The following is an 11,245-nucleotide window of genomic DNA, read 5'->3' on the forward strand; positions in this document are numbered from 1 at the left end:
CCACGACGGAGGAACCCGATGAACGACCCGGCCGCCTCGGTGCCTGACCCTTTCTGGGCCGACCGCCTCGCGAGCTCCAGCACCGACAAGGAGCTCATGGGGTACGCCTGGTCGTACCTCCTCGCGACCCTGGCCGCGACGCCGCCCAGCAACGCCGTACGCCGCAACGAGCTGCACCGCGACGTCGCCGCACTCCTCATCGAGGCGGCGAAACGAGCATGACTGCCCTGTTCGACCTCGAACCCGACGACCTCGACGCCGCCGCGACCTCCGAGCCCGCCTGGGTCACCGCCTTCACCACCACCCACGGCGCCACACCCACCCTCGCCTCCGGACGAGCCCTTCCACGCCCCTGCCCCCGCTGCGCACGCTGGACCGTCGTCGGCCTCGACGCACCCCGCTGCGCCGGCCTCGCACGCTGCGACCCCCACCCCCTCACCCCACAACTCGAAGCCGCCGCCGTCATCCTCGACACCCCCACCTGGCAGCTCTGGACCTTCGCCGGCCGCCACGAGCTCACACCCCGCCACGAACCCCACGTCCCACCCCTGGCCCGCCTCGCACCCGCCGACCACGTCGTCGTCCTCGCCGCCCACGTCTGCGGGCGCCCACCCCTCTCACGCGCACCCCTGCGCCTCCGCACCACCCGCACCGCCGACCCCATGCACGGCGAACCGCCGTACTGACCCCAAGGAGCACCCCATGCCCAACCTGCCTTCGAACAGCCACGCCGACCGGGCCGGAGACCGCCTGGACCGCGCCTACACAGCCGACCCGGACCACGCCCGGTACCTGCTCGCCGAGGCCCAGACGGAAGCGAGCCTCGCCGTCGCCCACGAGCTGCGCACCGCGAACATGCTCGCCGCCCTCGCCACCACCTTCGCCGACGGCTCCGCGAGCTTCCCCGGAGAGACCGACACGCTACGGGCCGACATCCTGAGCAGACTCGGCTACGACGCCGCCTGGTACGGGACACTGGAGGCGCACGCGTGAAGATCGTCGGCCTCGACCTCTCCCTCACCTCCACCGGCGTCGCCGTCATCGCCGGCCGCCACGCCGCTGTCGACCGCATCCAGACCAAGCCCGACCACGACGACCTCCACGGCCGCCACAACCGCCTCCGCCGCATCGTCGCGAACGTCGCCTCCTGGACCGACGGCGCCGACCTCGTCGTCATCGAAGGCCTCGCCTACGCCGCACGATCCCCGCACGCCACCGAACGCGCCGGCCTGTGGTGGCTTGTCATCGACCGCATCGTCCAGCACGTCGACGCCGTCGCCGTCGTCCCGCCCACCACCCGCGCGAAGTACGCCACCGGCAAGGGCAACGCCGGCAAGGACCAGGTGCTCGCCGCCGTCATCCGCCGCCACCCCACCGTCGACATCACCGGCAACGACGAAGCCGACGCCCTCATCCTCGCCGCCATGGGCGCACGCCACCTCGGCCACCCCATCGACGACGTCCCCGCCACGCACCTCGCCGCCATGAACGGCGGCCAGTGGCCCGATCTCGAGGAGCTCGCTGCGTGAACGTGACCTTCACCGATACGGTGACGCCGTGCAGATCACCGAGGCAGTCACGACCGTTCAACGCGCCGCCGTCCAGCGGCTCTTCGCGAGTGCGATTCACGGCATCGCACCCAACGCCGTGCCCGCGCCGGAGCACGACTACCTCTACGCCCCCGTCATCGCTCAGGCCCGCGACGAAGACGGTCACCTCCTCGGCGCTGCACTCTCGTGCCGTGCACAAGTCGCGGCCGGCTCCGCGATCCTGGGGAGCCGAGGACCCTACGCGAACGTGCTGGACAAGCACAGCGAACTCGACCTACTGGCGGTTGAGCCGAACGCCCGCGGCCGCGGCATTGGCGGCGCGCTCGTGCACCACCTCGAGACTCGCCTCGCCTCCACAGGCGTCCGCGCATGGTTCGGCGTCGTCACCGCAGACCTGCAGGCGGACCAGCTCGAGAAGTTCTACCGTCGCCACGGCTTCACCATCACCGAGCCTGGCCAGCCGCTCCCGAACCTGCTCGGCAAGAGGTGGTTCCCCGAGCGTGGCGCCGACGAGGTCGCGTTCTACTTCTACAAGCGCCCCGCGGCACAGAGCTTCCAGTAGCAGAGTCGTCGCCGGGACGTCCCATGGGCGTCCCGTGTGTGTTGACTGCAGTGTGGACGATGGGTCCATGGTCGGTGTCACGATTCGCTCACATCGCGGCGATGTCACGGTTTTCGCGCGTTGGCAGATTCATTGGCTGCGTCGAAGCCGCGAGTTACGGGTGGTACTTCTTGACAGCCTCGTCGTTGATGTTGGCGGCGAGCCGACCCATCAGATCGACACACTCCGTTGCGTTCTCGACGGTCAGGCTCGGCCTCATCCCTCGATGCACGATCTTGTGTCTCATCTCCGTGAAGTGTTCGACGCGCGCTCGCCAGTTCGTCGGCAACCCCACCTCCGACAAGTCAACGCCGCAGTACTTCAGCCCGTTGACGACCGCGCTGACTCCGTGGAAGGACTTCGATTCCAGCCACTTATCGAGCGCTGCTTGCAACTCCTCACGCCGACGCTCAGGCGTCGGTGCCAGCGCAACACGGAGCGCGAGGGCCGGGTCGTCTCTCGCGATGTTGCGAAGCGGCTCGTGCAGCGCGTCACCGTTTCCGCCGAACCGGGGCACAATTTCGAGGATCAGTTCGTGGACAAAATTGTCCAGCGCCCCGATCGAAAAGACGACTGCACCCTGCAGCAGAGCGCGCTCGATCTCCTGCGGCCGCCCAGCCTTCCGAGCCAGCGTGAAGTCCTGGATCAGAAAGCTTGCTCGCGCGTTGTTCTTCTCGAAGATCGCGAAGGACTCGCACTTCTTCTTCTTCGGCCCCATGCCGAGACGCTCCATCCGAGAACGCCACGTGTCAAGGATGGAATCCACGAGCAGGAGGAACCGTGATCGCTGTCGACGAGCTCTACACCACCGCCCGCACCCTCACCGCCGCACCCCACGGCCTCCTCCGCCGCGTCAACGCCCTCATCCCCCACGCCTCGAACACCGTCGCGGAGTCGCAGCTCGGCGGGCGCGCCGACATCCACCGCATCCCCTGGAACGGGCCCGCCGCGAACCTCGCCCTCGACATCGCCGCGGCCGTCCGCCGCCACGAGTCCACGCTCACGCTGCTCCTGTTCCAGCAGGCGCGGTTCCGGCCCGACGGCGACCGCCAGACCCTCGACGCCATCGGGCGCCTGCCCGTGCTCGTCGACCACGCCATCGCGTCAGGGCACGGCGGCCGGCCCCGGTCCGCGACGCCGCCCACGACCTCACCGCCTGGGCGCGTCGCTGCCGCGCGCTCCTCGACGAAGCCCACGACGACGAGCAGCCCTGGACGCCCGCACCCTCGGCGCTCCCGCCGTGCCCTGACTGCAATCGGCGCCTGTACCTCGCGCCCGGATGGCAGTACGCCGGCGACGCCGCCGATGTCTTGTGCCGCACCTGCCGCGACGACGACGGACAGCCCCTGCGATGGGACGCGGGGACGTGGCTCGCCGTGCTCGCGCACCGGAGCGCGGCCACCGCGGCGTGAGGTGGGCGGCGGCCGGTACGCTCCGGCCCATGCAGGACACCACCACGACGTGGGACGTGCTCTCGTCCATCGGATCGTTCGGCGCGCTCGTCATCGTCGCCGCGTCCAGCGTCGTCGCACTCGTTCGCTGGTGGGTCACGCGCGATGACCGCGAGCGGGCGCGCGAGGTCCGCGTCGCCGAGCAGATTGCAAGCGACACGGCTGCGCGCCAGGCGCAGGCGCTCAGGGTCATCGCCTGGCATGAGGTCCAGCAACGCGAGGTCGGCCCTCGGCTGGGCTCGACGTTCATGACGTCAGTGGACGCCGCAGTCGTCTTCAACGGCTCGGAGCAGACCGTGTTCGACGTCGAGGTCGGCCTCGTCACCGACAGCACGAATCGTTGGATCGAGGTCACGCACTGTGCCGTCCTCCCACCTGGCGCCCCCATGGCCTACGTCGCACCCGAGCGCGTGCTCGAAGCTGACGGGCGCGCTCGTGCCGTTATGACGTTCCGCGATGTGGCCGGTCGGTGGTGGCGCCGCTTCGAGAACGGCGGGCTGCAGCGCGTCGACGAGCACGGCGTGCCGAGCGACGACACGCCGGACTGACCTGCGCCTTGACCCCTTATCCACAGGCCCGCATACTGGGCGTGCGTTCGGCATGCCCGAACACACCCACACGACCCCCGTCGAGCCCACCAGCTCCGGGGGTCGCCCCATGTCCGCGCGACGTCAACAGCCCGCCCGGCGCGGTGAGACCAGCCCAGGCAGGTGACGAGCGATGCCCGCTGCCCGCCCCTGGACCGCCGCCGACGACCAACACCTGCGCGACCTCGCCGCCGCCGGCCACTCCGTCCGCGACATGGCCGCCGAGCTCGACCGGTCCAAGACCGCCGTCGGGCGCCGCATGCAGCACCTCGGGATCCTCGTCGACCGCACCGCGACCCTCGCCGCGACGACCGCGAACGTCACCGACGCCCGCGGCCGGCGCGCGGCGCTCGAGCTCGCGCTCCTCGAGGACGCCGAACGCCTGCGGTCCCAGCTGTGGAGGCCGCACCTGTACTGGGACTGGGGCGGCAAGGACCACGACTACGACGAGAAGGAAGCCCCGGAGCCGATCCCCTCGGACAAGCTGAAGCTCGTCCAGGCCGCCGGGGCCGCGATCGACCGGTCGCTGAAGATCGCCGTGCACGACGCGGACGGCGGGATCGTCGACGCCCTGTCGATGCTCGACGGCATCGCGAACGCGATCACTGCCGCCGCCGACCAGGATGGTGCACCATGACGCCCGTCGCGACCGCGACGCCGGCCGTCGTCGCCGCCGTCCGCCAGCAGCTCTCCCCGCGCAGATCCGCTCTATCGCCCACGCGGACGCCCGCGTCGTCCAGTGGACTGGGAGCATCCGGTCAGGGAAGACGATCGCGTCGCTGCTGCGCTGGCTGCTGTTCGTCGCGAAGGCCCCGCGCGGTGGTGAGCTCGTCGTCGTCGGCCGCACCCGCGAGTCCATCGCCCGCAACGTCTTCGGCCCCCTCAAGGACCCGTCCCTGTTCGGCACCCTGGCACGGCACGTCGCGTACACCGCGGGCGCACCGACTGGCGTCATCCTCGGGCGGACGGTTCACGTCCTCGGCGCGTCTGACGCCCGCTCCGAGGCCGTGCTGCGTGGCCTGACCGTGGCCGGCGCGTACGTCGACGAGTCGACCCTCGTCAGCGAGGCGTTCTGGACGCAGCTCCTCGGCCGCATGTCCGTGCCCGGAGCGCAGCTGTTCGCGACGACGAACCCCGACGGGCCCGCGCACTGGCTCAAGCGGCAGGTCATCGACCGCGCCGCCGAGCTCGGCTACCAGGTCCACCGGTTCCGCCTCACCGACAACACGCACCTCGACCCCGCTTACGTCGAGCAGGTGCAGCGCGAGTACGTGGGCCTCTGGTACCGCCGGTTCATCCTCGGCGAGTGGGTCCAGGCCGCCGGCGCCGTCTACGAGCAGTGGGACCCAGCCCGCCACGTCATCGACCCCGACGCGCTCCCCACGATGGACCGGGTGCTCGCGCTCGGCGTGGACTACGGCGACCAGCACGCGACCCGCGGCTACCTCCTCGGCGTCGGGCCCGACACGCGCGACGGCGCGACCGGGGACCGGCTGTACGTCCTCGACGAGTGGGCGCCGGGGCACGCGACGATCGGCGAGCACGCCACCTCGCTGCGCACTTGGCTCGCCGCCCGGCCGCACGACGCGTGGCAGCGACCCGAGTGGGTCGCCGTCGACTCCGCCGCGGCGTCGTTCCGGCACCAGCTGTTCCACGACGGCGTCCCCGGCGTCCGCAACGCCCACAAAGCCGTCCTGCCCGGCATCCAGCTCATCGCGTCGCTGCTCGCCGTCGACAAGCTCGTCGTGTCGGCGACGTGCCCTCGTCTGATCGAACGGATCACCGGGTACGTGTGGGACGACAAGGCCACCGCGCGTGGTGAGACGGCGCCGGTGAAGGCCGACGACGACGAGGTCGACGCCCTGCGGTACGCGATCTACACGACCCGCCACGACTGGCGTTCCGCCGTCCCCGTCGCACCCGCGATGGACGACGCGCCCGGCGCCGACACGACCGACTGACCGGCTACCGACCGCGGCGACGCTTCCGAAGCTCCGGGTTGTCGCGCCTCCGGATGTACACGGTGTAGGCGATCGGCACGACGAGAAGCACGACCAGATACAGCCAGCTCACACCGTCCACGGCCCGAGCGTCCCACACCACCGAGGAGGCCCGCATGCCGCTGCCCCAGAACGGCACCGCGTGGCCCCCGAAGGTCCTCGCCCCGATCCGCACCCAGCAGGACGTCTGGGACGCCTGGTACGTCGGCACCCCCGACCGCCTCACCGCGGCGTACCGGACGGCGCAGCGCGACGACCGCGCGTCCACCACACGCCGGGCCCAGTACGCCGGCGGCGTCGTCGGGTCCCTCGCCAGGTTCTGGTGGGGCCGACCCGACAACGGGCTCGCGCAGCGCCGCGACCAGACCCACGTCCCGATCGCCGCGGACCTGTGCCGCGCGTCGGCGGACCTGCTGTACGCGGAACCGCCCGTCGTCACGACCGACAGCGAGGACACGGCGACGAACGCGCGCGTGGCCGGGTACGTCGACGACGCCCTCGCCACCACGCTCGCCGCCGGGGCGGAGCTCGGCGCCGCGCTCGGTGGCCGGTACCACCGGGTCACGTGGGACCCGCAGCTCGCCGACGCCCCGTTCGTCACGACGGTCGACGCCGACGCCGCGCTCCCCGAGTTCCGGTGGGGGCGCCTTGTCGCTGTCACGTTCTGGCACGTCGTCGGTCACCACGGCGGGACCGTGTGGCGGCACCTCGAGCGCCACGAGCTCGACCCGGCCGGCTTCGGGCTGGTCTTCCACGCCCTGTACGAGGGCACCGGCGACAACCTCGGCCGCGGGGTCCCGCTCGTCGAGCAGCCGGCGACGGCGCCGCTCGCCGACCTCGTCGCAGCGGACGGTGCGCTCGCCGCGGGCCGCACCCCGGGCCTCGCCGTCGTGTACGTGCCGAACCAGACACCGCAGCGGCGGTGGCGGGACCACCCGATCGGCCGCGCGCTCGGCCGCTCGGACCTGGACGGCGTCGAGGGCCTGATGGACAACCTCGACGAGACGTGGTCGTCGCTGATGCGGGACATCCGCCTCGCGAAGGCCCGCCTCATCGTCCCGACGACGTACCTCCAGGACGCCGGGCCCGGCAAGGGCGCGTCGTTCGACCTGGACGCCGAGGTGTACGAGGCCGTCAAGGCCCCGCTCGGCGACGTCAACGGCGCGCTCGCAATCACGGCGCAGCAGTTCGCTATCCGCGTCGACGAGCACCTGCGCACCGCCGACAGCCTCGTCGCACGGATCATCCAGTCCGCCGGGTACGCCGGTGCGACGTTCGGTGAGGACGGCGGCGACGGCGGGGCGATCACAGCTACCGAGGTGCATGCCCGGGAGCGGGCGTCGTTCCAGACGCGGGACCGGAAGATCCGGCTCGAGCGGCCCGCGGTGCAGCAGCTCATGGGCAAGATGCTCACGATCGACGCCTCGGTGTTCGGCACCCAGCTCGACACGAGCGCGCACGTCACGGTCACGTTCCCGGACTCCGTGCAGGACAGCGTCCTGACGCTCGCGCAGACCGCGCAGGCCCTCGAAGCCGGCCGCGCCGCCTCGACCCAGGTCAAGGTGCAGCTCGTGCACCCGGACTGGGGCAAGGAGCAGGTCGACGAGGAGGTCGCCCGGATCGTCGCCGAGCAGTCGTTGACGTCCCCGGACACCGTCCCGACGTTCTGACGGGAGGCCCGTCGTGCCGGTCGACCCGTCGTTCGGTGAGCGCCTCGCGCGCCGCGTCTCCACCCTGTACGCGCAGGCCGAGCTCGTCGTCCTCCGCCTCATCCGCGACCGCGTCGCACGAGGCCTGGACGCACCGGACTGGGCGGAACAGAAGGCGCTGCAGCTCGAGGCGCTGCGCCGGGAGATCGCCGAGCAGCTCGCGACCGTGCAGGACGCGGCGACGAAGGAGCTGCTGCAGGTGATCCTCGACGCCGCGGCGGCGGGCGAGGGCGCGGCGGCCGCCGACCTGACCGCGCTCGGCCTCGAGGTGCCGTCACTGTCGCCGGCGGCGCAGGCCGCGGTGCAGCAGATCGCCGCGGAGACGACGTGGAAGCTCCGCGCCCTCCCGGCGACGGTGCTGCGGGCGTCGACGGACGCGTACCAGCGGGTCGTCGCGCAGGCCGCGTCGACGGTCGTCGTCGGGGCGCAGACGCGCCGGCAGGCCGCGCAGCAGGCGATGGACGGGCTCCTGGGTCGCGGGATCGGCGGGTTCACGGACTCGGCCGGGCGGCGGTGGCAGCTCGCGTCGTACGTCGAGATGGCCGTGCGCACCGGCGCCGGCGGGGCCGCGATCCAAGGGCACGTCGCGACGCTCTCGGCGTCGGGCCTGGACCTGGTGCTCGTGTCGGACGCGCCGCGGGAGTGCCCGCTGTGCCGACCGTGGGAGGGCAAGGTTCTCTCGATCAGCGGGCAGTCCGTCGGGACGGTCGAGGTCCGGTCCGCGACGACGGGCCAGCCGGTGAAGGTCCACGTCGCCGGGTCGGTGGCCGAGGCGCGGGCGGCGGGGTTCCAGCACCCGAACTGCCGGCACAGCTTGAACGCGTACGTGCCGGGTGCCACGGTCGCGCCGAAGCCGCGCAGCTCGCCTGAGGGGTACGAGGCGCAGCAGCGGCAGCGAGCGCTCGAGCGCGGGATCCGAACGTGGAAGATGCGCGAGGCGATCGCCCTCGACGAGCCCGGCCGCCGGGCCGCGGCGGCGAAGGTCGCGGAGTGGCAGGCCGCACTCCGGGCTCACCTGGCGGCGAACCCGGAGCTGAAGCGGCAGTCGGCGCGCGAGCAGATCGGGAAGGCGCGCTAGCTCAGTGCGGCTGCGCCGGGTTCAGGAGCCACGCGCGCGCTTCCGCGAGGTCCTTCGCCGCCGTGGAGTACTCCAGGGCGTGTGCCCCGGGCGCCTCCTGCGCCTTCGCCGCGAGCTTCACGATCGCTGCCTCGAGCGCGTCCGCGCTTGCCTTCTCTGCCATGTCGTCCGATCCCTTCGTTGGTCGCGCGCCTGGTGCGTGCGACCTGGCCCGAACCGTAGGGCCGACCACCCACAACAGCGCCCGGGAGGCACTGGACCATGTTCCACACCACCAGCATCACGCACGTCACCCTGCCCACCCCGGGCATGCCCCGCCGCTTCGAGCGCCTGCGCTTCTTCTCCGCGCCCGCCGACGCCATCGCCGGCCCCGACGGCGCCAGCCAGGAGAGCGCACCGGGCGACGACGGGCAGAAGCCGACCACGCCGTCGCCCGCTGACCTCGCCGCGGCCGTCCAGCAGCGCCAGGTGCAGCAGCCGAAGGGCGACGACGGCGGCGAGTGGGACGGCAAGGTCGACTCCCTGCCGCCCGGCGTCCAGAAGCTCATCGGCGACCTGCGCAAGGAGGCCGGCGACGCCCGCGTCAACGCGAAGCAGAGCGCCGCGCAGGAGGCCCGCGACGCCCTCGCCCAGGAGATCGGCAAGGCCCTCGGCCTCGTCAAGGGCGACGAGGCACCCGACCCCGCCAAGCTCGCCAAGACCGCCGCCGACTCCGCGTCCGAGGCTCGGCAGGCGCGCGTCGAGCTCGCCGTGTTCCGCGCCGCCCCCGGCCTCAAGGCCGATCCCGGCGCCCTCCTCGACTCCCGCGCCTTCCTGACGAAGGTCGCGGACCTCGACCCCACCGACGACGGCTTCGCCGACGCGGTGAAGACCGCCATCACCGACGCGGTCAAGGACAACCCCAAGCTCGCGACCCAGGCGGTCGGAGCGTCCAGCGTCGACCACGCCGGCGGGACCGGCGAGAAGACCAAGCCCAAGTCCCTCGCCGACGCCGTCACCGCGGCGTACGGCCAGTAGCCCAAGGAGCCTACCCATGCCCGTCACCCTCGTAGAGGCCAAGAACAACACCCAGGACGACGTCGACGTCGCCGTCATCGACGAGTTCCGCAAGGAGTCCGAGATCCTCGACTCCCTCGTCTTCGACGACGTCGTCAACCCGTCCGGCGGCGGCGACACCCTGACCTACGGGTACCGCCGTCTCGTCACCCAGCCCACCGCCGCGACCCGCGCGATCAACAGCGAGTACACGGCCCAGAACGTCACCACGACCCGGTACACGACCGACCTTGCCGTCATGGGCGGCAGCTTCGAGGTGGACCGCGTCGTCGCGAAGCTCGGGCCCGCCGCGTCGGGTGCCGTGACCCTCAACCTCAACCAGAAGATCAAGGCGACGCGGACGAAGTTCCAGGACCTCGTCATCAACGGCGACACCGCGACCGACGCCAACGGCTTCGACGGTCTCGACAAGGCCCTCACCGGGTCTGACACCGAGATGAACGTCGACGTGGTCACGGACTGGTCCTCGTTCTCGGACGCGAACGCCGCGAACGTGGCGCTCGACGTCATCGACGAGTTCCTCGCGCTCCTCGACGGCACACCGACGATCGTGCTCGGCAACGCGAAGGCGCTCGCTCGATTCCGGGCCGCGGCCCGCCGCGCCGGGATGTACACGCAGAACCCGGTCGACGGGCTCGTCGGGCAGAACGGGCGCCCGATCGTCCGCGAGCAGTACGGGTCGATCGTGTTCGCCGACCCGGGCGCGAAGGCCGGGACGAACGACCCGATCATCCCGATCGAGACCCGCACGGTCGCGACCGTTTCGACGACTGGCCTGACGGACCTGTACGCGTACCGCGTCGGGCTCGACGGGTTCCACGGAATCTCGACCGTCGGCGGCCAGCTCGTGGCCACGTTCCTGCCCGACTTCACCACGCCCGGCGCGGTGAAGAAGGGCGAGGTCGAGCTCGGCCCGGTCGGTGTCGCTCTCAAGGCGACGAAGGCCGCGGCCGTCCTGCGCAACATCAAGGTGCAGGGCGACTGATGGCTACCGTGCGCACCCCCGTAGCGGGGTTCAACGGGACCGTCGTCGGCGTCGACTTCAAGGACGGCACCGGCGAGACGGAGGACGCCGCGGCGCTGGCGTACTTCGCGCGCCACGGCTACACGGTCGAGGCGCCTGAGACGCCGCCCTTCCCGGAGGGCGACCCGTCGGCGAGCTGGAAGGCCCCCGAGCTCAAGGCGTACGCCGCCGAGCACGGGGTCGACCTCG

Annotated in this window: 15 protein-coding genes; 13 read left to right on the forward strand and 2 right to left on the reverse strand. The window is 71.8% G+C overall.

Features of this window, described 5'->3' with window-relative positions:
- Positions 1–18 precede the first annotated feature (18 nt).
- The 5 genes from QQK45_RS21580 to QQK45_RS21600 are packed head-to-tail and all read left to right on the forward strand — an operon-like array spanning position 19 to position 2,112.
- Positions 19–222, forward strand: a complete 204-nt coding sequence (locus QQK45_RS21580) for a hypothetical protein (protein ID WP_284291149.1) — start codon at positions 19–21, stop codon at positions 220–222.
- Positions 219–686, forward strand: coding sequence for a hypothetical protein (locus QQK45_RS21585; protein ID WP_284291151.1), 468 nt, complete (start codon positions 219–221; stop codon positions 684–686). The genes QQK45_RS21580 and QQK45_RS21585 overlap by 4 nt, the downstream gene beginning before the upstream one ends.
- A gap of 16 nt (positions 687–702) precedes the next feature.
- Positions 703–993, forward strand: coding sequence for a hypothetical protein (locus QQK45_RS21590; protein WP_284291153.1), 291 nt, complete (start codon positions 703–705; stop codon positions 991–993).
- Complete coding sequence (locus tag QQK45_RS21595; protein WP_284294879.1) at positions 990–1,529, forward strand: crossover junction endodeoxyribonuclease RuvC; 540 nt, start codon at positions 990–992, stop codon at positions 1,527–1,529. Before QQK45_RS21590 ends, QQK45_RS21595 begins: the two co-directional genes overlap by 4 nt.
- 28 nt (positions 1,530–1,557) lie before the next feature.
- On the forward strand, positions 1,558–2,112 hold the full coding sequence (locus QQK45_RS21600; protein ID WP_284291157.1) for a GNAT family N-acetyltransferase: 555 nt from the start codon (positions 1,558–1,560) through the stop codon (positions 2,110–2,112).
- 154 nt (positions 2,113–2,266) lie between these two features.
- Here QQK45_RS21600 and QQK45_RS21605 read toward each other — a convergent pair whose 3' ends face one another.
- Positions 2,267–2,917 carry a hypothetical protein gene (locus tag QQK45_RS21605; RefSeq protein ID WP_284291159.1) on the reverse strand — a complete coding sequence of 217 codons (651 nt, stop codon included), beginning with the start codon at positions 2,915–2,917 and terminating at the stop codon, positions 2,267–2,269.
- 675 nt (positions 2,918–3,592) lie between these two features.
- Here QQK45_RS21605 and QQK45_RS21610 point away from each other — a divergent pair.
- From QQK45_RS21610 to QQK45_RS21630, 5 genes are all read left to right on the forward strand, one after another.
- Positions 3,593–4,150, forward strand: a complete 558-nt coding sequence (locus tag QQK45_RS21610) for a hypothetical protein (protein WP_284291163.1) — start codon at positions 3,593–3,595, stop codon at positions 4,148–4,150.
- 172 nt (positions 4,151–4,322) lie between these two features.
- Entirely contained in the window at positions 4,323–4,826 is a 504-nt protein-coding gene (locus QQK45_RS21615) for a hypothetical protein (RefSeq protein ID WP_284291165.1), read from the forward strand.
- Positions 4,813–6,150 carry a PBSX family phage terminase large subunit gene (locus tag QQK45_RS21620; protein ID WP_284291167.1) on the forward strand — a complete coding sequence of 446 codons (1,338 nt, stop codon included), beginning with the start codon at positions 4,813–4,815 and terminating at the stop codon, positions 6,148–6,150. The genes QQK45_RS21615 and QQK45_RS21620 overlap by 14 nt, the downstream gene beginning before the upstream one ends.
- A 155-nt stretch (positions 6,151–6,305) precedes the next feature.
- Positions 6,306–7,859 (forward strand): phage portal protein, encoded by a 1,554-nt coding sequence (locus tag QQK45_RS21625; RefSeq protein WP_284291169.1) that lies wholly within the window; start codon positions 6,306–6,308, stop codon positions 7,857–7,859.
- A gap of 13 nt (positions 7,860–7,872) precedes the next feature.
- Positions 7,873–8,976, forward strand: a complete 1,104-nt coding sequence (locus QQK45_RS21630; RefSeq protein WP_284291171.1) for a phage minor capsid protein — start codon at positions 7,873–7,875, stop codon at positions 8,974–8,976.
- A gap of 1 nt (position 8,977) precedes the next feature.
- Here QQK45_RS21630 and QQK45_RS21635 read toward each other — a convergent pair whose 3' ends face one another.
- Complete coding sequence (locus QQK45_RS21635; protein ID WP_284291173.1) at positions 8,978–9,139, reverse strand: hypothetical protein; 162 nt, start codon at positions 9,137–9,139, stop codon at positions 8,978–8,980.
- 98 nt (positions 9,140–9,237) lie between these two features.
- Here QQK45_RS21635 and QQK45_RS21640 point away from each other — a divergent pair, with 98 nt between their 5' ends.
- The 3 genes from QQK45_RS21640 to QQK45_RS21650 all read left to right on the forward strand — a co-directional run.
- The gene (locus QQK45_RS21640) at positions 9,238–9,993 is read left to right on the forward strand and encodes a hypothetical protein (protein ID WP_284291175.1); all 756 of its coding nucleotides are present in this window, start codon (positions 9,238–9,240) and stop codon (positions 9,991–9,993) included.
- A 16-nt stretch (positions 9,994–10,009) separates the two neighbouring features.
- Positions 10,010–11,017, forward strand: coding sequence for a major capsid protein (locus QQK45_RS21645; protein ID WP_284291177.1), 1,008 nt, complete (start codon positions 10,010–10,012; stop codon positions 11,015–11,017).
- Positions 11,017–11,245: hypothetical protein (locus tag QQK45_RS21650; RefSeq protein WP_284294880.1), on the forward strand; the 229-nt coding region annotated here is incomplete at its 3' end. The genes QQK45_RS21645 and QQK45_RS21650, both read left to right, overlap by 1 nt.

This window comes from Luteimicrobium album, from assembly GCF_030161555.1.
Lineage (GTDB): Bacteria > Actinomycetota > Actinomycetes > Actinomycetales > Cellulomonadaceae > Luteimicrobium > Luteimicrobium album.

What these genes read in the sequence shown, in the direction of transcription:
- QQK45_RS21610 (WP_284291163.1), top strand. Translation starts at nt 3,593, where the DNA reads ATGCAGGACACCACCACGACGTGGGACGTGCTCTCGTCCATCGGATCG.
- QQK45_RS21645 (WP_284291177.1), top strand. Translation starts at nt 10,010, where the DNA reads ATGCCCGTCACCCTCGTAGAGGCCAAGAACAACACCCAGGACGACGTC.
- QQK45_RS21635 (WP_284291173.1), bottom strand. Translation starts at nt 9,139, where the DNA reads ATGGCAGAGAAGGCAAGCGCGGACGCGCTCGAGGCAGCGATCGTGAAG.
- QQK45_RS21585 (WP_284291151.1), top strand. Translation starts at nt 219, where the DNA reads ATGACTGCCCTGTTCGACCTCGAACCCGACGACCTCGACGCCGCCGCG.
- QQK45_RS21625 (WP_284291169.1), top strand. Translation starts at nt 6,306, where the DNA reads ATGCCGCTGCCCCAGAACGGCACCGCGTGGCCCCCGAAGGTCCTCGCC.
- QQK45_RS21590 (WP_284291153.1), top strand. Translation starts at nt 703, where the DNA reads ATGCCCAACCTGCCTTCGAACAGCCACGCCGACCGGGCCGGAGACCGC.
- QQK45_RS21615 (WP_284291165.1), top strand. Translation starts at nt 4,323, where the DNA reads ATGCCCGCTGCCCGCCCCTGGACCGCCGCCGACGACCAACACCTGCGC.
- QQK45_RS21640 (WP_284291175.1), top strand. Translation starts at nt 9,238, where the DNA reads ATGTTCCACACCACCAGCATCACGCACGTCACCCTGCCCACCCCGGGC.
- QQK45_RS21620 (WP_284291167.1), top strand. Translation starts at nt 4,813, where the DNA reads ATGGTGCACCATGACGCCCGTCGCGACCGCGACGCCGGCCGTCGTCGC.
- QQK45_RS21580 (WP_284291149.1), top strand. Translation starts at nt 19, where the DNA reads ATGAACGACCCGGCCGCCTCGGTGCCTGACCCTTTCTGGGCCGACCGC.